This window comes from Sporolactobacillus sp. THM19-2 (assembly GCF_004153195.1).
Taxonomy (GTDB): Bacteria; Bacillota; Bacilli; order Bacillales; family Sporolactobacillaceae; genus Sporolactobacillus.
The window spans coordinates 23,657-44,428 of sequence record NZ_SEMC01000020.1; the positions used below are offsets into that span (position 1 = coordinate 23,657).

Consider the following 20,772-nt stretch of genomic DNA (forward strand, 5'->3'; position numbering starts at 1 on the left):
AGAATTGAAAATAAGTGTGCTTGGCGGGGGCAGCGAAATTGGTGCCTCCTGTCTTCATATTCAAATAGGCGCGACCAGTCTGATCGTTGATGCCGGGATGCGGGTTCATGGTGAGGAACTGATGCCGGCGATTGGGATGCTGGATCATCTGAATAAGCCGGATGCAATTCTGGTGACGCATGCCCATGCTGATCATATTGGTGCGCTTCCTGTTATACATCGGATTTATCCGGATGTTCCGATTTTTGCGACGCCGCCGACGGCCGATCTGATGCAAATCATGATGCGTGACTCTTTTAAAATCATGACGCAGCGGTGCATGGAGGCGCGGATGCTGATTCCGTATACAAAGGAACAGATGGAAGAAACACTGCGCGCGGTCCGGCTTTTTCCGGCAAGTGGTCAGATCGCTTTCGGAGAGACGAAAGTGACGCTCCACCGGGCCGGTCATATCCTCGGTGCGGTGATGTTCAGTATCGAGGGCGACGGAGAAAAACTGCTGGTCAGCGGAGATCTGAGCTTCAAAGCGGGACGCACCATACCGGGTGCAGAAGTCCCCATCGCAAGCCGGCCGGATGCGCTGATTATTGAGTCGACATACGGAAACCGGGAACATTCGGATCGGAACACGGAAGAGAAAAGGCTTGCCGATAATGTCGCTGAAGTGATTGCAGGTGGTGGTTTTGCCTTAATTCCGGCCTTTGCTCTCGGGAGGGCGCAGGAAGTCCTGCTGATTCTGCAGGACTACATGGATCGCGGACTGATCCCCCGGTTCCCGATTTATGTCGACGGTCTGGTGACGCCGATCAGTAAGATATACCGCCGATACCCGCAGTATCTGAAAGGACCGGTTGCACATCGGATCCGCGTGCACGGTGATGCTTTTTTAACTGAGGGGCGCTGCATTGCGGTCAAGCCGAAAGATCGTGAGCAGGTACTGAAGGGAAAGCCGGCATGTATCGTTGCTTCATCCGGGATGCTGATTGGCGGGGCCAGTGTCTGGTACGCCGAACGCCTGGTCAATCACGAAAAAAATGCGATTTTTATTACCGGTTATCAGGATGAGGAAAGTCCGGGGCGGAAACTGCTCAGTCTGGCAGAAGGGGAGAGCCGGGAACTGGAGCTGAACGGAACCGTCCATCAGGTGAGATGTCGTGTGGGTAAGTACGGCCTTTCTGCCCATGGAGATGCCGGAGAGCTGCTCCGCTTTATCAGCATGGTCCGTCCGGCAAAGACGCTGATCGTCCACGGTGACGATGATGCACGCCTTGCCTTAAATGAGCGGATCGAACCGCGTCATCATCCGGTGCTGACTGAGAACGGTGAGCTATACACCGTATCAGCCCGGGCAAAGGCGACAGGTTCATTTTCTCCGGGCAAAAATAGCCGTCATCAGCCGCTTAAGGAAAAAGTCGGCCAACTGCTTCTCTATAAAAAAGAGGCGGATCATGCGCTTCAGCTGGCGCTCTGCACCGGCTTTTATCCAAAGACGCAATCACTGACCTGCCGGACACCAAAAGGGGAGGCGGTTCGCCTGTCACTCGAACAGGTTTGTGAGACGATCGGTCCCTGGAACCGTTCGTTTGATCTGCTGCAGGAAGAAGCAGATGCAGTGTTTACTTTTTCACGTCCTTTTCTGCAAACGATTAACTGGGAGAACGGTAAAGAAGGCCGCTATCCTTTTGAGTCAATCGCTGCACAGGTTCTGCCTGAAGATGACCTGAAACCGCGTCTTGCGCTCGCACTGGCCCTGCAGAGTCTGCCTGAAGACAGTCGAAAAGTCGATGAAGGAAAAACAACCTATACCCTGACACGTGAGCACCTGAACAGGCTGGCACACCTCGATCTGCCCATTCAGGCGATCAAAATGAACGCGACGAAAGCAATGGACTATATTCGGAATATGCTCAGTGATGATCCTCATTTTATCCGCTGCGGGGCTGACGCACTGGGAACAGCTGATGAGCACCTGACGCTGTACTTTGATTTTCCGGCCATCATCGATTCTGAAAAGCGGGCAGATCTGAGTCATCGTATAAAAGAGGGAACCGGCTGGTTTATTCACTTTTCGGATTCTGTGCGGGTGGACCGCCTCCAGAAAAAAATCCATGACCTGTTCGGTACCAGTGGTTCAGCCTCGGTCTATCTGGATCAGCGGACGGCCAGCCTGCCGGTCAAGCGGCCTCATGACGCGGATTCACGGTTGCAGCAGTTAAAGGATGAAACCGGGTTTTCACTGATCTTTAAAGGGGAACAGAACCATGCGGCTGTTCCGGGTCAGGCGGATAACCAGACTGATTTCTACCGGTCAGAGGCCCCTTCGCCCAGGCTGGAAAATAATCAGGGGATCCACGAAGCCGGCGTCTGGGCTAAAGAACGCGGCATTACCCTGTATAAGGCGAGTATGAAACAATCCCAGGGTAAACCGTATATGGAAGTCCATTTTGTTACCCCGGAAATAGCCCGCCGGCACGAGACGGATATGGAGGAACTTTCCTGGCGTACCGGCCTGCCGGTTACTTATGCCAAAAATCCGAAACAAAATGAAATCATTCGCATGGTGTCCGAGCATATCCCGGATGGATGGGGGATGAAGAAAAATCCATCCTTACATATTGCTCAGACCGAAGTGATGGTTAAACTTTCGGTCCAGCCTCCGGAAGATGAACTGCAGCACGTCTGCGACGAAATTGACCAGCTGACCGGATACCGCCTGATTGTGGAAGTTCGATAGCGCGATTCACGACGAATCGACAGGTTGTTTGTTACAGATGAAATATGAACCATCGATTCGTATTGTTTTTGTAAACCGGCTTCAATCATTCTGTGACATAAGCCTCCTATAATAAACAGTGTTGAAAGGAACAGCGGTGTTATTCATCGCATGACACGGATTTCAGGAGGTTTGATTCATGCGAAGAAACAGAATGAAGAAAATGGCTGCCATAATGCTGGCCACAGGACTTGTTCTTCCTGTGACCGCCGGATCCACTCCGGCTCATGCTGAGCAGCCTGCCGAAAAGAGTAATCCAGTCGTCCCTGATGAACATAAAAGTTATGACAGTGGTGCCTTGAGTGAAGAAGTGAATGGGCTCTGGAAAGAAAAGGCAACGCGCTGGGAGCAATATAATGCGAAGAGAGCGGCTGCAGCCAGAGCGGAAGAAAAGAAGGCGGAGGAACAGAAAGCGCAGCAAACGGTTCATAAAGCCGAACCTGCTCAGCAGGTCCGGGTAAATGAATCCAAGCCAAAAGTGAATAAATCACAGTCACAGGTAAATAAACCTGCAGCCAGACCGGCCGCACAGCCAGTTCAGAAGAAATCAGCTGCACAGCCAGTTCAAAAGAAACCAGCTGCACAGCCAGTTCAGAAGAAACCAGTTGCTCAGCCAGTTCAGAAGAAACCGGTCGCACAGCCTGCTCAAAAGGAACAAGCTGCACAGCCAGTTCAGAAGAAACCAGTCGCGCAGCCAGTTCAGAAGAAACCGGTTGTGCACCAGGAAGCAACCCAACCGCAGGCAACTGCGCAAACGTCTCAGGATAAAACGAAGCAGACAAAGGCAGCCCCAAGCCAGCCGGCTGTCAAAAAGGCTCCTCAGTCATCGAAGCCTGCTACCCGGCCGGTGCAAAAGCAAACACAACCCGCCGCGCGCCAGGTTCAGCAATCCCAGCCGACAAAGCAGCCTGTTCAGCGTGGTCAGTCCGGATCATTTGAAGTGACCGGCTACGCTTTGAACGGGACGACGGCAACCGGGATTAATCTGAAAGAGAATCCAAATGCCAGGGTGGTTGCTGTTGATCCATCAGTCATTCCTCTTGGATCAAAAGTGACGATATCCGGTCTCGGTACGTACACTGCAGCTGATACCGGTGGTGCAATAAAAGGTAATCGGCTTGATGTCCATTTTGCCACGAATCAGCAGGCAATAAACTTTGGACGTCAGACGCGGAACGTGACCGTGGAGCATTAAATAAATAAAATGAAAAAAATTGAAGTGCCCTCTTGAAGCCGAATGAAAAAATTCAGCCTCAAGAGGGTTTTTTATTCTCCTGAATGGCTGGATTAATTTGATCCGTGCAACCGCTCCGGATATGTCCACATGCTCCATATTTTGCAGGTTATACATTTTTCTCAACTATTTTCAATCAATACAATAATATAGAGGGTAATCTATTGCGAGGTATTATAGAGGGAGGCGGGGGGCACGTCGTCTGACCCGATCATATGCTCTGCCACGAAACAGTTTCTGCCGGTTCACGGCAAACCTGTGATTTATCCCATATTAACGGGCAGTCACCATGAAGAAAAATTAGAAACAGCTATTCGCCAATGGAGTAAGTGTTATTTAATGAATCCAGAATCAAAAAAAGAACTCTGTCGTCAGAGTCCGGTTTAATACCAGATTTCAACTGTCAGGCAAGCACTTTAAGAACCCGGCTTTAGGAGTTCACATCAACACGATACTTTTTTGTGCCTGTCTCCTGATCCCGTTTGCTTCATGAATCAGAATGTGGTCACCGCCTTAAGTATATATTTTATCCGCTCTAATTTGCGGTCCTGGTGTCCCTGAAAAATAATTTTCGTTTTCAGGAAGGCCTTATATAAGCGATAGAAATAGGCAACCAGCGTACGAAACAGGTTCTGCGTATGCTTGATCATCCAGTATTCATTTCGCAAATCGTAATACGCCACATAGGGGTCCGGATTCTGCTCGCCTCCGGTAGCCGTCGACACCTTATGATAAATTCGCGATTTTGGTTGGTAGACAACTTTAAATCCTGCCTGTCTGGCCCGGATATTCCACTCTGTCTCTTCATAATAAAGGAAGTAGAATTCCCGCATCAGACCGATTCTGTCAATCAATGCTCTTCGGAACAGGAGACTGCATCCGGTGATGAATTCAACCGGTCGCTGCTGATCATACTGGCCGTGATCCTCTTCACCGTACCCGATGTGATGTGTCTGGCCGGTCCAGGAACTGACCCGACCGCCGGCAAACCAGATTTTGTTGGAATTGTAGTAATACATTTTCGATCCGACAATCCCAATTTTTTGATCACTTTTTATGGTTTTGACCAGTTCCGTCAGAGCATCAGGCGTGACCACCGCGTCGTTATTTACGAGCCAGAAATAGTCATAACCTGCTTCATAAGCTTTTTTAATGGCCAGATTGTTTCCCCCGGCAAAGCCGAGATTAGATTCAGTTTGCAGAAAGCTGATGTCATAAGTAAGTTTATGGCGACGATGGTCTTCCCTTAACTTTTCATATGAATGATCACTGGAATGATTATCTACCAGATAGACGTGAAAATTCGGATAATTAAGCCGTTCGAGTGATTTCAGGCATTCGGCGGTATCCTCATAATCATTCCAGTTTAAAACAATAATCGCTACACGCTGACCTTTTTTAATCATTAAATCCTCTCCTTCATTGATCGGCCAAGGAGATCTGTCTGTCAATCCCCGAAAGTATGTTGCTGTGAATCCGTTCACATATAATTGGATTAGAATACTCCGCGTATCTTCAGTCAAATGAATATCTTTAATTTGTTTTGATCCTGAACGAATGGACGCTGAACGCCCCGTTGATAAAGGAAAGAACGAATTCAGGACATCCGCCCGTGGAGACACGGTGCAGATGCTTGCAGGATAAGTTGTGAAAGTCTTGGAGGGGGAAATCGTCCGACAGAAAAAGGCGCATCAGCTGACCGATGCACTTCCTTGCTTCTATATCTAATTATACCACCGGATGGATAATCTTGTTAAAAGTATGTGAAAAATTCAACACATTTCATGCTGGTGGTTGAATGAACAAGTCAATCAGAAATTGCGGGCGGGCTCAGGCTCGTCCTTTTTTTATTTTGGGATCAAATGTATACTGTGAAGTAGCCCCTGTTATGTCTGAGACGAAAACAGACAATCCGGGAGTTACCAAATAGACAGATAAGCCTGTTTGTTAAGGGAAGATAATCATGGCATGCTCTGTTAACAACAAACGAGGCCCGGCAATTAACTGATCTTATTGAAGGGATAACTGATTATGCTAATTCAGTGCACCAAAAAATTACTGGACACATTGAAGAAACGACCGGATCATGTTGAAAATGTTCCTCCGCTTTATTCATGGCACGCCAATTTGCTGACGATAAACAGGCGGAAGACGGTTGTGCTGATGAACGATGTCAGCCGTTATACAGTTGTTCTCTATGGGCTGAAGGCGGCAGATTTCCGTAAACTCGATGGGCTGATTGCTGATGCCATTCGCAGGAGGTTATCTGATGCAAGTGTGAACCCTGAGATCATTGAACGGTATCTCAGCGCTTCACCGGGCTGCGTTTATGCAAAGACGAAAAACCGGGCAATGGTCGCACGGCTGAATAAAGCCTGTGAGAATGTTCAGTTTAGAGGGGAAGTCCTGGATCCGAATGATCTGATCCAGAGTGCAGCCGGCAGGGGTACAAGCAAAATTCTGGTGGGTAACAGCAGCGGTGACTATATCATACCGGATGAGGTGATGTACAAAGAATTGGCAAAACTTACGGATCAGCCTGTTATTCAATGCAGGGCAGCTGTAATCAAAGCAACTCTTGTACTTGAAAATCATGACGTCTGGCGCAGAGTGGTTGTTCCACTTGACATCACTTTTCGACAGCTTCACCGGATCCTGCAGGTACTCTTTCAATGGACAGACAGTCATCTCCATGAATTTACCGTATACAAAGGCGGGAAACCATCGGCTCAGCTGGTATGTGATAAAGAAGCTTTCGATTTCCCGGGAAATACCCCGATGTTCATGGAAAACGATCGTCTGCTGTCGGACTTTGCGCGCAGAGGAACACGTATCATCTATACCTACGATTTTGGTGATGGGTGGGATCATGTATTGAAAGTCGAATCCATTGATGAGAACAGTACAAAAAATGTTCCAGTCTGTCTCGAAGGAGAAGAAAACACGCCGCCTGAGGATGTCGGCGGAGAGTGGGGATACGAGGATTATTTAAAAATTATGAACGACCCCACTCACCCGGAACATGATGAACGGGTTGAATGGAGTGGTGATCAGTCAGATCAGATTTTTGACCTTGACGATGTGAATTTCAGGCTGGAAACTATGTTTTAATATGGGATCAGTAACTTTCGCAACGACGAATAAATCGGACATCTGACTGATCAAAAGGGATTTGAAAGGAGACGCTAATGAATCGCGTGATGGTGCTGGGAAGTATAAATGTAGATACAACCCTTCATCTGGATCACCTGCCCCATCCTGGTGAAACAATTTTCGCCCGCCAGAAGACGTGGGCAGGAGGCGGGAAAGGGGCCAACCAGGCGATTGCTGCATCCCGTCTCGGTGCCCAGATCTCTTTCATGGGCAAAGTGGGAGAGGACTCCCATGGCAAAGCTATGATTGAAGCCTTGAATAAAGAGGGGATTGATACCTCTCGAATCCGCATTTCTGAACAGGGAACAGGCGAGGCCTGTATTTTACTGGACTCTGCGGGACAAAACAGCATTATTGTCCATCCCGGAGCGAATCAGGACATCCGTTCTGAGGATATCGACAGACTTTTATCCGGAATGGCAGACTATGATCTATTGATGACGCAATTTGAGACACCGGTTGCAGCCGCAGTCAGGGCCTTCCATATGGCTAAAGAACAGCATGTGCTGACCGTCCTGAATCCGGCGCCAGCCCTGGAATCAGTCGATCCGGAGCTATATCAGCTGACCGATCTGATTATCCCTAATGAGACAGAGAGTGAGGCGCTCACAGGAATAAAAATTACCAATGAAGCCTCGATGAAAAGGTCCGCAGCGTTTTTTACTGAAAAAGGAGTCGGCGCCGCAGTCATCACGCTTGGAGCGGGAGGGGCCTATTATGACCTGCCTGAAAAGGGCTCAGGTATCATTCCGGCTCATAAAGTCCGTGTGGTCGATACGACGGCTGCAGGGGATACCTTTATCGGTGCATTGAGCACTAGACTGAACCGGAATCTCAGCAATCTGGCGGAGGCGGTCGCCTATGCCAATGTTGCCGCATCGCTGAGTGTACAGCAATTAGGCGCGCAGCCCTCCATTCCTGCGCGAAAAGTTGTGGAAGCCGTAGTACAATCAGGAACAAATGGATATCGATATCATTGAATCGAACGGACAGCAGGACATATTTTTGCCGAGGTAAACGCTTTACTGATTGAAAGGAAGTTGTGAGTGATGAAGATTATACCGTCCATACTATCTGCAGATTTTTCCAGACTGTCAGAAGAAGTCCGTGACGTTGAAAGGGATGTGGATCTGATCCATGTTGACGTGATGGATGGCCATTTTGTGCCCAATCTATCGATGGGGGCAAATGTTGTAAGCGCACTAAAAAAATCGAATGCCGTTAAAATGGATGTCCATCTGATGGTAGAGGAACCGGCTGCACTCATTCCCTCATTTATCGAAGCCGGAGCGGATATGATTTCTGTTCATGTTGAAGCCTGCCGTCATTTACATCGCGTGATCCGGATGATCAAAGAGAGCGGAATAGCGGCGGGTGTCGCGCTGAATCCGGCGACGCCTGTTGATTGGGTGCGTCCAATCCTTGATGAACTAGACTATCTGCTGATTATGACCGTTGATCCCGGCTTTGGCGGTCAGTCGTTTATTCCCTCCATGCCTGATAAAATCCGGGAGGCTGCCCAGTTGATTGACACGCGTAAACAGCATGTCGCGATCGAGGTGGATGGCGGAATCAATACGGAAACGCTGCCGCTGTGCAGAAAGGCGGGGGCATCCCTCTTTGTCGCCGGTTCGGCCATATACGGGCATCATGACCGTCATCAGGCGATTCAAGGGTTGCTGAAATCATCGACCTCTTCAACAGGGCCGCTGAAGAGAAAATAGATTCAGAAAGAGCTCATTGCACTGTGGGAAACCCTGGGGAGCTCTGAAATTGAGGGTAAAACTGCGATCGTATGGTTGAAAAACAGGAACGATTTACTCTAAAATACGATGGGGGTGACCTGGGATCTGCTCTTATCGGTTGGGGGGATCCGGTTAAGTGCATGATCAGTTGAATAGGCGGAAAAATGCCGCTTACTTTAGTCATTAAATTTATAAACAGCTAAAATAGACGGAGAGATTCCGCCTATTGACTCAGAAAACGGGAAAATGGAGCTTTTTGCCTGGCATAACCGGAAAACCTCACCTTATATACCCACGAGCAGAATTCCGTTCTGCCCCTAACCGGAGAATCTCCGCTTATTTTATTTTTTGCTCTAAGGACAAAACATCTTTAAGGTGAAAACCCTATCAAGACGGGAGGTAGCCCGTGGCGGCTTTAAAAGAATCGCAATACACTGATCAAAGATCGTCTTGACAACTTCAGATAGCCGTACTATTATGTAGTCGTACTGAGAAAGGGCTTACATCAAATTGTAAGCGTTTCTTGTCGACAAGTACACAACACAACAAGTACACAATATGTAAAAGAAGGGCTGCTTATGGATATTGGAATGATCGGACTGGGCAAAATGGGTCTGAATTTGTCACTGAATATGATGGATCATCAGATTCATGTAAAAGCTTATGACATATCAGATCAGGCAGTCAAACAGTTTGCAAAACTGGATTCACGGGCCGAGTGCTACACTTCCCTGGAGCAACTCGTCAGAAAGATGGAAACACCGAGAAAAATATGGGTCATGGTACCCTGCGGCAAGCCAACTGATGAAACGATTCATCGGCTGGCAGAACTCCTTAGCCCGGGGGATATCGTTATGGACGGTGGTAATTCGAGGTATACGGATTCCATCAGACATTATCAGCTTCTTCGAAAAAAAGACATTGCCTTTCTCGATGTCGGCACCTCTGGTGGCATGAGTGGTGCCAGAAATGGGGCCTGTCTGATGATTGGCGGTGATAAACCTGCATTCGATACCATGGAACCGCTCTTCAAAGAGATCACGGTAAAAGATGGTTATCTTTATACCGGTAAACCGGGGAGCGGACATTTTCTGAAGATGGTGCATAACGGCATTGAATATGGGATGATGGAGTCACTGGCTGAAGGTTTCGAAGTCCTGGAGAAAAGCCAGTTTGATTATGATAATCAGGCTGTCGCAAAAGTATGGAATCATGGATCAGTCGTTCGCAGCTGGCTGGTTGAGCTGCTGGAGCATGCCTTCTCTAAGGATGGGCATCTGGATCAAATCACTGGCATTATGGAATCATCCGGTGAAGGGAAATGGACGGTTGAATCTGCGCTTGATTTGAAAGCGTCTACACCAGTTATTGCTCTGTCGCTGATCATGCGTTATCGCTCTCTCGAGAAGGACACCTTTACCGGAAAAGTGGTAGCTGCACTCCGCAACGAATTCGGCGGCCATGCCGTGACACAGTCGGGCCGTACTTTGCAATAAACCTGTTGAAATCAGTATTTCCAGGTGATATGCTTTTCAAAAACAGGAGTTTTTGATAATGCTGCAATTTCCCGAGTTATGGACAAAAAATACATCACTAGGTGAGCGTATTGCCAACGATTTGCGTCTGCGCATTCTCGAAAATGAGATAAAACCGGGGGACATTCTATCGGAAAACCGACTGGCACGACAATATGGGACCAGCCGTTCCCCGGTTCGTGATGCATTGAAGGCACTGTCTCATGATGGATTGATACGGCTGGAACGCATGGGAGCTTATGTATCAGGCATGGACCTGAGAGATATTCATGAATTATATGATGTGCGCGAAATGATTGAAAATTTCGCGCAGCAAAGAGTCTCAACCGACCATCAGGAACAGTTATCCAGTCTGTTAAATCAGATTATCGATAAAATGGAAATTGCAGCGAAATATCATAATCACAGCGATTTTGCTTATTTTGATTTAACTTTTCACGAAGAGATTATCCGTCATGCCAATCATAAACGGATCATGAATTTGTGGAATGGTATGAGATCATTAATTATGGCTGTCATCATCGTGACGACTGAAGATGTTTTTGCTCATGGTCCGGATCATGTAGCCTGGGTCATTAACAAACATCGAAAAATTATGCACAGTCTGCTTTCGGGAAATCGTCAAAATGTAGAGCAATCCGTTATGACCTACTTTAAAGATTCGAAAAGAACGCTTGATAAGTCGTTTCCGACATCGGAATCACAATCGGATTAAGAGGCCGTGACGAAATCAAGGAAAGTCCCATTTTAAATGCAAGTTGTCGACAAGTATCCAAGATTAAATGAAAACGCTTTAATCTAAAAATGAAAACGGTTTAATGAAAAGGAGAAGGGGGTCTCAATGATGAGTCAATCGTACATGATGGGTGTTGATATCGGTACCACCAGTACAAAAGCCGTGCTGTATACGTTTGATGGCACGATCGTGGCGTATGCCAATCATAGCTATCCATTATATACGCCGGATGCTTTTACCGCAGAACAGGATCCTGATGAAATTTTTGGAGCGGTGATCGGTGTTATTCATGAGGTAGTTGAAAAGAGTGGAAAAAGTCCGGAAACGATTCAGTTTGTCAGCTTCAGTTGCGCCATGCACAGCGTCATCCCGGTTGATCAGGAGGGCAAACCGCTGATGCGCTGTATGACATGGGCAGACAATCGGAGCATGGACTGGAGTCAAAAACTGAAGGAAGAAGGAGGCCATGAGATTTACATGCGAACGGGGACACCGATCCATCCGATGTCTCCTCTTCCAAAACTGATCTGGATGCGTCATGAAAAGCCGGAGATTTTTAACAAAGCGGCCAAATTCATTTCCATTAAAGAATATGTTTTTTATCGTCTGTTCCATAAGTATGTTGTTGATTACTCCATTGCCTCCTGCACGGGTCTGTTGCGAATGGACAACCTGTCCTGGGATGAGGAGGCATTGAAAGTCGCCGGAATTACCAAGGATCAATTGTCTGATCCGGTACCAACGACGCAAATAATGAAAGGGCTTAATCCGAATTATGCGGAAGAAATGGGATTAAGCAAGGAGACCCTGTTTGTTCTCGGAGCGAGTGACGGCGTTCTGTCTAATCTGGGTGTGAATGCAATTGATCCCGGTGTGGTTGCCGTAACGATCGGTACGAGCGGAGCGATCCGGACCGTGCTCGATCATCCTTCTGCTGATCCAAAAGAAAGGCTTTTCTGTTATGAACTGACTGAAAACAGGTGGGTCGTTGGAGGGCCCGTTAACAACGGTGGCGGCGTTCTGAGATGGGCAAGAGATGAATTTGCAGATTCGGAGATTGAGACGGCGAAACGTCTTGGAATCAGTCCTTATGATGTGATTACCCGCATGGCATCACGAGTCAAACCCGGTTCAGACGGATTGATCTTCCAGCCTTATTTCAGCGGGGAGCGCGCGCCTCTGTGGAATCCAAATGCTCGCGGTGCTTTCTTCGGCCTGACTTTGCATCATAAGAAGCAGCATATGTTCCGGGCGGTACTGGAAGGGGTCATTTATAACCTTTACAGCGTCATGCTGGCCATGAGGGAAAGGACAGGAGAACCCAAACGGATTCAGGCAACCGGCGGATTTGCACGTTCTGCCCTGTGGCGCCAGATGATGGCTGATATTTTTGATCAACCGGTAAACGTTCCGGAGAGTTTCGAAAGTTCCTGCCTCGGGGCTGCTGTTCTTGGATTGTACGCAACCGGAGGGACAGACAGTCTCAATGTAGTCTCGCAAATGGTCGGCTCCGTACACAGTCATCAGCCGATCCGGGAAAATGTTGCAGCCTATGAACAGTTATTTCCGATTTTTATTCGTCTTTCGAGAAAGCTGAACGATGAATGGAATGCTATCGCAGCTTTTCAGCATGAACAAAATGCAGGCTGACAGCTTTTCACACAAAATCATCAGGGATCTGAAGGGAGTTTAGAAACATGCAAAATCGTTTATCACAGATCAAACCCTATACACGGGCTATTCTGAAAGGTCATTTATGTTCAAGCGGTGTGCCTCATGAGATGATGGATCGTCCAATTATTGCCATCGCCAATTCCTGGAATGAGATTGTTCCCGGCCATGTTCATCTCAGAAAACTGGCGGAATATGTAAAAAAGGGTGTGCTTGAAGCAGGAGGTTATCCGCTTGAATTTAACACCATAGCCGTTTGCGACGGCATCGCGCAGGGACATGACGGGATGAAGTACTCTCTGCCAAGCCGGGACATTATTGCCGACAGTGTCGAAATCATGATCCGCGCGCATGAGATTTTCGATGGTATGGTCATGCTCAGTTCCTGCGACAAAATTGTTCCGGGAATGCTGATGAGTGCAGCACGGGTTAATCTCCCCAGTGTTGTTGTGCTTGGAGGAGTGATGCCCAATTATATTAAGCCAAAAGAGTCCAAAGCGGCGCGCCAGCAGTTCCTTTCCGGTGAGCTTGACGAAGATGGACTGGTTGCCGTGACACGGAAGTACTATCCCTGCGCCGGCGTCTGTCCTTTCCTTGGGACGGCGAATACGATGCAGGGGCTCTCGGAAGCTCTGGGAATGGCTTTACCCGGCACGTCATGGATGAGATCGCAGTCAGATGAACAGTTCGAAGCGGCCAGAGCCGCAGGACGTCAGGCCGTCGAACTCGCGAAAAAGAATATCCGCGCGAGAGATATCCTGACAAAAGAAGCCTTTGAAAATGCAATCTCTGTTCTGCTCGCTATGGGTGGCTCGTTAAATGCCTGTCTTCATCTTCCGGCTATTGCCAAGGAAGCGGGTATTGACCTTGCACTTGATACTTTTGACCGGCTCAGCCGTAAAGTTCCATTTATTGCTGCGGTTACACCGAATAACAATAACTTTACGACTAATGATCTGCAGCGTGCAGGCGGCGTTCCGGCGCTCATGAAAGAACTTTCACCGCTGCTTCATCTGGATGCACTGACGGTAACCGGAAAGACGGCGGGAGAGAACATTAAAGGCGCAAAAGTACACGACCGTGAAATCATTCATCCTCTGGATCAGCCCATTGAACCGGAAGGCGGTATTGCCGTACTGAAAGGCAATCTGGCCGATCAGGGTGCATTAATCAAACAATCAGCTGTTCCAGAAGAACTGATGCGTCTGTCGGCTCCGGCCATGGTCTTCAATTCGGAGGAGCAGTTCCAGGAAGCCTATTCATCCGGTAAAATTTCGGAAAACCATGTGATTGTGATTCGCTATGAAGGACCGAAAGGCGGACCGGGAATGCGCGAATTACACCGTTGCACGGAAATACTTTCGCGGTTCAAAAAAATTGCGTTAATCACGGATGGTCGTTTTTCCGGTGCTTCGGCTGGCCTTTCTGTCGGGTATATGAGTCCTGAGGCAGCAGAAGGGGGTCCCCTCGCATTAGTCAAAAATGATGACATCATTACCATCGATGTACCTGAACGCTCTATTGAACTGGAGGTCAGCGAAAGGGAGCTGGCTGAGCGGAGTAAAGAATTGAACAAGATCAAACATACAGCCAGCAAATTCCTGAAATTATATGCCGAAAGTACAGCGTCGGCCGCACATGGCGCAGTACGCATGGTCTGATCAAATGAGAGGGGATGGACAGATATGTTGAAAAAATATGATGTGCTGAAAAAAATGAATCAGAACCGTCTGGTGGCTGTGGTCCGGGGCCGTGATGCAGAAGATGCCTGCCACATTTCGGAAGCCTGCATTCGTGGCGGGATCCGCAGTATAGAAGTTGCCCTGACGACACCGTCTGGTCTGGACGCCATACGGAAACTGGCCGGGAAGGAGAGGGATGCGCTTATTGGCGCCGGTACCGTACTTGATGCTGATACAGCCCGGCTGTCGATCCTTGCCGGTGCCTCATTTATTGTCGGTCCAAGTTTTTCAAGGGAAATAAGTGAACAATGCAACTTATACTCCGTTCCCTATTTGCCCGGCTGTCTGACGGTAACGGAGATGGTTGAGGCTTTGAAAGCCGGAGCGGATGTCGTTAAAGTCTTCCCGGGAAGTACGGTGGGAACAGGATTTATCGAGAGCATCAAAGGTCCGCTCCCCAATATCCAGCTGATGCCGACAGGCGGTGTCAATCTGCAAAATGTGACGGAATGGCTGGATCAGGGCAGCTTTGCGGTTGGCGTAGGCAGTGTCCTGACCAAAGGGGCAGAAGAGGGGAACTACACACGCGTTGAAGAGAATGCGGAACAGTTCGCACAGAAAGTAAGCGCATACGCCCGTTGAAACAGCTCGTCAATGGAGACACAGGATCTAATACTCTTTAACAGAAAGCCGTGATTTATATGAGCAATGCCTATCTCATTATCATTACTGTACTTGCCATCGCCCTTGTCATTGTTGGCGTCACATGGTTTAAATGGCATGCCTTTATCAGCCTGACCGTTGCAAGCCTGGTGCTCGGTCTTGCGGCAGGTTTGCCCCTTACGAAAATTGCCACAGAGTATGAGCAGGGTGTCGGTGATATTCTCAGCTCATTACTTGGAATCCTTGCTCTGGGTACCATTCTTGGCAAGATGATGTCGGAGTCCGGAGCGGGTGTACAGATTTCCAACTTCTTCACCCGGTCATTCGGTGAACGGAACCTTCCATGGGCCACGTTCTTTGCCGGATTAATTATCAGTATACCGGTATTTTTTGAAGTCGGGCTGGTTATTCTTTTGCCGCTGTGCATCGCGATTCAGAAAACGACAAAAAAGAATCTGCTTTTGATTGCGATACCGATGATTGCTGCGTTGTCTATTTCTCATGGCATTGTTCCCCCTCATCCGGGTGCCATGGCAGCCATTGGGATCTTCCATGCGGATGTCGGTCAGGTTTTGCTTTATTCATTAATTGTCACTGTGCCTGCCGGTATTATTGGGGGTCCGCTGTTCGCCTATTATATCAGCAAGCGGGTTAAGCCGGAGACAGAACCGAAAGTTGTCTCAGCTAATGTTTCAGCGACATCCTATCCTTCAACCGGTGTTTCATTTTTTACCATTCTGCTGCCTATTATCTTAATGATAGGAACGGTTATTGTCCCGTTTGTTCCCATGCCTCATCAGCTGGCTAATGTTTTAAATTTTATCGGCCATCCACTGATTGCGTTACTGATTTCCGTATTCGTGGCCTATTATCTGCTGGGTATCAGACAGGGGATCAGTCGGACACTGATCAGTAAGCTAACCGGTGATTCCCTTGCTCCGCTGGCCTCCATTATGATGATTATCGGTGCGGGCGGTGCATTTAAGCAGGTTCTGATCTCTTCCGGTGTCGGAAATGCGATCGCTCAAGTTGCCACGCAATGGCAACTCTCCCCGATTATTATGGCTTTTGTTGTTGCCGGGCTGATACGAATTGCAACCGGTTCCGCGACAGTTGCCTTAACAACGGCAGCGGGTATTGTCGACCCGATTATTATTCACATGTCAGGGGTAAATCTCCCATTGCTGGTGCTCGCTACCGGTGCCGGCTCGCTGATGTTCTCTCATGTGAATGATGCAGGATTCTGGATGGTTAAAGAATATCTGGGATTATCCGTGAAACAGACGTTCAAAACCTGGACGGTACTGGAAACCTTACTGTCCTTTGCCGCCTTCTTCATCGTCCTGATTATTGATATCTTTGTCTGATAGAATTTGCCCCATATTGAAAATAAACAAAAGATTAAAAGGTGGAATGATTCATGGAACCTCTTAACGTAAAAATCTATGCGGACGGTGCCGTGCTTGACGATATGCTGGATGCTTATCACACAGGATTCGTAAGCGGTTTTACCACTAATCCCAGTTTGATGAAAAAGGCTGGAGTGCCTGACTATGTCGCTTTCGCGAGAGAAGTCGTTGAAAGAATTCCTGATCTCCCCATTTCGTTTGAAGTGTTTGCCGATGATTTTGAAACGATGGAAAAGGAAGCCCGCAAGATACACAGTCTTGGAAAAAATGTCTATGTCAAAATACCGATTCAGAATACAAAGGGCGAAAGTTCCATACCGTTAATTCATGCACTGTCTGAAGACGGGATCAACCTCAATGTTACGGCTATATTAACGGTTTCACAGGTTGAGCAGGCCGTTCACGCTTTTGCTCCGGGTACGGATAACATTGTCTCCGTATTTGCCGGACGCATTGCTGATACCGGAAGGGACCCACTCCCTTATATGCAGCGCAGTGTCGCTCTGTGTGATACAAGACCTGAAGCCCATCTGCTCTGGGCCAGTTCAAGAGAAGTGATTAATGTCTTTCAGGCTGAACAATTGGGCGTTGATATCATCACCTGCACACCGGCAATCATCAATAAATTGAAAGGGAACATTGGGAAACCACTTGAGGACGTCTCGCTGGATACGGTCAAGGGCTTTAACAAAGATATTAAAGTCCTCGGATACTCAATTTTGTAAGTTACTTTGGAGGGATAAAATATGGAGAAACAGATCGATCAGCTGACTGTTGACGCCATCCGTACATTGTCCATTGATATGATCAATAAGGCCAACTCAGGGCACCCGGGTCTTCCAATGGGAGCGGCTCCAATGGCTTACACTCTGTGGTCCCGGGTTATGGTTCATCATCCGAAAGATCCGAATTGGTTTAACCGGGATCGTTTCGTCCTTTCGGCAGGTCACGGATCTGCCCTGTTATATAGCCTGCTCCATCTTTTCGGGTATGGGCTGACCATTGATGATTTGAAGCAGTTCAGACAATTTGGCAGTAAAACGCCCGGTCATCCGGAATACGGCCATACACCCGGGGTTGAAGCTACCACCGGTCCACTGGGACAGGGATTCGCCATGGCTGCAGGGATGGCCATGGCTGAGGCACATCTGGCAGAAAAATATAATCGGCCGGCATACCCGGTTGTGGATCATTATACTTATGTGCTCAGCGGTGACGGCGATCTGATGGAAGGCGTGACAGCGGAGTCTGCTTCGCTTGCCGGACATCTAAAATTGGGGAAACTCATTGTCTTATATGATTCCAACCGGATTTCTCTTGATGGTGGCACCGATATGGCCTTTACCGAAGACGTTCAGAAAAGATTTCAGTCCTATGGCTGGCAGACATTAACCGTTGAGGACGGGAATAATCTGAATGCCGTCGAACAGGCTCTGAATCAGGCGAAAGCAGATATTCATCACCCTTCATTGATCGAAGTACGGACGGTGATTGGCTACGGTGCACCGGATGTTGCCGGTACGCATCAGGTTCACGGCTCCCCACTTGGTGATCAGGAAACTGCGCTGGCGAAAAAGGGATACGGATGGACATTTGATCCTTTCGTTGTTCCGGAAGACGTTTACCGGCATTGTGCAGAGAGCATCCAGAAAGGAGCTGCAGCCGAAGAAAAGTGGAAAGGGCTGCTCGCGGAATATACAAAAGTCTACCCGGATGAAGGCAGGGAACTGCTTTCTGTTATCCATGGGGGTCTTCCCGAAAATTATGACGCGGAACTTCCGGATTATCAGGCCGGAACAGAAGGGGCCACGCGTAAAATTTCCGGTGAAGTCATGCAGGCCCTGAACAAAAGCATGCCAGATCTGTTCGGAGGCGCAGCGGATCTCTTTTCCTCCGTCAAAACCTATCTGAAAGACAGTGGCGATTTTCAGCCGGGACATTATGCAGGAAAAAATATCTGGTTCGGTGTCCGTGAATTTGCCATGGCAGGCATGGTAAACGGGATGACTCTTCACGGCGGTGTGAAAGCTTATGGTTCAACCTTTTTCACTTTCTCTGATTATCTGAAACCGGCTCTTCGCCTGGCCGCGTTAATGAAGGTTCCGTCTATCTTTGTCTTCACTCATGACAGTATTGCGGTAGGTGAAGACGGCCCAACCCACGAACCGGTTGAACAGCTGGCCGGCCTTCGCGCCATTCCGAATCTGAACGTGATTCGACCGGCGGACGCGGTAGAAACAAGGGAAGCCTGGAAACAGGCTGTGCAAAGCAGAGACGAACCGACTGTCCTTGTTCTGACGCGACAAAGTACAAAAACTTATCAGGGTGAAGTAGAGCAGGCACCGGAAGGCGTCAAAAGAGGAGGGTATGTCGTTTCTCCTGCGGATACAACGAAAGAGGAGGACGGTATTCTCATTGCAACCGGATCGGAAGTTGGTCTGGCAATTGAGGCTCAGCAACTCCTGCTCCGTGAGCACGTCAATGTCCGGGTGGTCAGTCTGCCTTCATTCGCACAGTTTGATGCCCAGAGCAAGGCCTACAAAGATCAGATCCTTCCGCCGAAACTCAAGAAGCGGATCGGTATAGAAATGGCTTCCTCATTCGGATGGGACCGCTACGTCGGTTCTGAGGGGACATACCTGACGATCGACCGTTTCGGTGCTTCGGGAAAGGGCAAGGATGTAACGGCAGCCTATGGCTTTACGCCGGAACATGTGGCCAGACTCTTTATTGAGTACCTTACCCGGTGAAAAATATAGGATAATTCCGTTCAAGGAAGCCTTATTTCTCAAAGATCTGAGAAATAAGGCTTCTTTTCATACTTGGATGAATTCGGCAGAGAAAAAAATTCATGGCGTACCCTATATGATTGATCTTTCAAGCCATCAGAAATGCTCTGTTCGCCCAACATATTCGATATGATAAGATGAAGGGTCATGACAGGCTATTTTTGTGACGCTTGTGTTCGGAATCCTTGTGACATGCATCTGAAAATCAGATAAGAGGTACAGGACACAGTCAATGATCAGCCCATGGCTGAACAGGAGAATATCTGAATGGTTTGAGTGCGAGACCTGATCCAGCAACCGGCTGATGCGTTCCCTGACTTCTTCGAAACTTTCTGCCAGATGCAGCTTATCTTTTTCTTTGATGGCTGAGAGAATATGAATCTTGTCTTCATCAGAAGAAGCTTCAGTCACAGTCAGATCATGTTTCCCCTGACTGCCCGTCTCCCAGAGCGTGTCATTTGATCCGCCCTCAAATGAGCCAAAGGAAACTTCACGCAGATTTTCAGTTTCAATTATGGGCATATCCGGTTTCATCGAATGATGGAGGAAGCGTTTGGCCGTTTGTCTTGCCCGTCCAAGATCACTTGAAAAAACCGCATCAAAATCAATCTGTTCTTCTTTGAAACGGGCACCTAATTCATCTGCCTGGGCTTCACCGCGTGAGGTCAGCAGGGAATCCGAAGCCCCCTGTACTTTATTTAAGAGATTAAAGAGTGTTTGCCCATGTCGTATAAAATAAAGATTTTTCAACATTTGTCACATCCTAGGATGAAATAATTTTGTTCATTTTATGCGATAGCATGAAAACTACGAAATCAGTGTAACGTATTAAGAAAGGGATTACAATTATTTGTATCACACGGTGAAGTAACCCTTGTACCTAGAATATTCACGTCCTGCGGTATGATCTCTGCTTTCCACTGGGCAACCAAGGCTTACAGCGATTTTCACCTTTCACCTGAAAAATGAAAAAAGAAAATGAAAAAGGAGCTCATTCAAGCTCCACAAAGAAGACGATATGCCTCAGCGATGGGAAGATACGGGACCCAGCTGCCCTCCTTCTCACAAACCGATCCAGCTCTCCCCCAACAAGATCTGTATGTGAAATTAAAAGTTAGATTAAATAACAAATAATGTATGTTTATATTACATAAAATAACCGCTCTTTTTTGTATGATATGAATAATGACATGAACAAATATAGTGAATTACTATTAAGTTAAGTTATTAACCATCAAATTTTTTTATTAGTTATCTAAAACTTGAAAGATAGAAAAGTGTCCCTGTTCCTTGCTGGTTCTATGTTCTTCCTGGATAAATTAGCTCAGGCTGCCGCTTTGGTCAGCCGTTCCCGATAGCTGGACGGCAGTTTTTTCAGAAAC

At 47.9% G+C, this 20,772-nt stretch carries 15 protein-coding genes; 13 read left to right on the forward strand and 2 right to left on the reverse strand.

What is annotated here, in order from left to right; all coding sequences use genetic code 11:
- The first annotated feature begins 4 nt into the window (after positions 1-4).
- Complete coding sequence (locus tag EWH91_RS11895) at positions 5-2,734, forward strand: MBL fold metallo-hydrolase (RefSeq protein WP_129930254.1); 2,730 nt, start codon at positions 5-7, stop codon at positions 2,732-2,734.
- A 178-nt stretch (positions 2,735-2,912) separates the two neighbouring features.
- Positions 2,913-3,968, forward strand: coding sequence for a 3D domain-containing protein (locus EWH91_RS11900; protein WP_129930255.1), 1,056 nt, complete (start codon positions 2,913-2,915; stop codon positions 3,966-3,968).
- Positions 3,969-4,501: 533 nt separating this feature from the next.
- Here the strand turns inward: EWH91_RS11900 and EWH91_RS11905 are convergent.
- A complete protein-coding gene (locus tag EWH91_RS11905; protein ID WP_129930256.1) occupies positions 4,502-5,413 on the reverse strand; it encodes a glycosyltransferase family 2 protein in 912 nt (303 codons plus the stop codon).
- Positions 5,414-6,038: 625 nt separating this feature from the next.
- On the opposite strand from EWH91_RS11905, the gene EWH91_RS11910 reads away from it, so the two are divergent.
- The 11 genes from EWH91_RS11910 to tkt all read left to right on the forward strand — a co-directional run bounded on the left by EWH91_RS11910 (position 6,039) and on the right by tkt (position 19,351).
- Positions 6,039-7,118, forward strand: coding sequence for a plasmid pRiA4b ORF-3 family protein (locus tag EWH91_RS11910; protein WP_129930257.1), 1,080 nt, complete (start codon positions 6,039-6,041; stop codon positions 7,116-7,118).
- A 77-nt stretch (positions 7,119-7,195) separates the two neighbouring features.
- Positions 7,196-8,140 carry a ribokinase gene (rbsK, locus tag EWH91_RS11915; RefSeq protein WP_129930258.1) on the forward strand — a complete coding sequence of 315 codons (945 nt, stop codon included), beginning with the start codon at positions 7,196-7,198 and terminating at the stop codon, positions 8,138-8,140.
- A gap of 66 nt (positions 8,141-8,206) precedes the next feature.
- On the forward strand, positions 8,207-8,884 hold the full coding sequence (gene rpe, locus EWH91_RS11920) for a ribulose-phosphate 3-epimerase (protein ID WP_129930259.1): 678 nt from the start codon (positions 8,207-8,209) through the stop codon (positions 8,882-8,884).
- A 599-nt stretch (positions 8,885-9,483) separates the two neighbouring features.
- Complete coding sequence (gene gnd / locus EWH91_RS11925; RefSeq protein ID WP_129930260.1) at positions 9,484-10,401, forward strand: phosphogluconate dehydrogenase (NAD(+)-dependent, decarboxylating); 918 nt, start codon at positions 9,484-9,486, stop codon at positions 10,399-10,401.
- Between the two features lie 58 nt (positions 10,402-10,459).
- On the forward strand, positions 10,460-11,155 hold the full coding sequence (locus EWH91_RS11930) for a GntR family transcriptional regulator (protein WP_129930261.1): 696 nt from the start codon (positions 10,460-10,462) through the stop codon (positions 11,153-11,155).
- A gap of 126 nt (positions 11,156-11,281) precedes the next feature.
- Positions 11,282-12,826: a gluconokinase gene (gntK, locus tag EWH91_RS11935; protein WP_165364321.1), complete on the forward strand. Its 1,545-nt coding sequence runs from the start codon at positions 11,282-11,284 to the stop codon at positions 12,824-12,826.
- A gap of 47 nt (positions 12,827-12,873) precedes the next feature.
- Positions 12,874-14,508, forward strand: coding sequence for a dihydroxy-acid dehydratase (gene ilvD, locus EWH91_RS11940; RefSeq protein WP_129930263.1), 1,635 nt, complete (start codon positions 12,874-12,876; stop codon positions 14,506-14,508).
- A gap of 24 nt (positions 14,509-14,532) precedes the next feature.
- A complete protein-coding gene (locus EWH91_RS11945) occupies positions 14,533-15,171 on the forward strand; it encodes a bifunctional 2-keto-4-hydroxyglutarate aldolase/2-keto-3-deoxy-6-phosphogluconate aldolase (protein ID WP_129930264.1) in 639 nt (212 codons plus the stop codon).
- Between the two features lie 59 nt (positions 15,172-15,230).
- On the forward strand, positions 15,231-16,559 hold the full coding sequence (locus EWH91_RS11950; RefSeq protein WP_129930265.1) for a GntT/GntP/DsdX family permease: 1,329 nt from the start codon (positions 15,231-15,233) through the stop codon (positions 16,557-16,559).
- 53 nt (positions 16,560-16,612) lie between these two features.
- On the forward strand, positions 16,613-17,326 hold the full coding sequence (locus EWH91_RS11955) for a transaldolase (RefSeq protein ID WP_129930266.1): 714 nt from the start codon (positions 16,613-16,615) through the stop codon (positions 17,324-17,326).
- 21 nt (positions 17,327-17,347) lie between these two features.
- Positions 17,348-19,351 carry a transketolase gene (gene tkt / locus EWH91_RS11960; RefSeq protein ID WP_129930267.1) on the forward strand — a complete coding sequence of 668 codons (2,004 nt, stop codon included), beginning with the start codon at positions 17,348-17,350 and terminating at the stop codon, positions 19,349-19,351.
- 135 nt (positions 19,352-19,486) lie between these two features.
- Here the strand turns inward: tkt and EWH91_RS11965 are convergent, their stop codons facing one another.
- The gene (locus tag EWH91_RS11965) at positions 19,487-20,143 is read right to left on the reverse strand and encodes a histidine phosphatase family protein (protein ID WP_240697355.1); all 657 of its coding nucleotides are present in this window, start codon (positions 20,141-20,143) and stop codon (positions 19,487-19,489) included.
- Positions 20,144-20,772 lie beyond the last annotated feature (629 nt).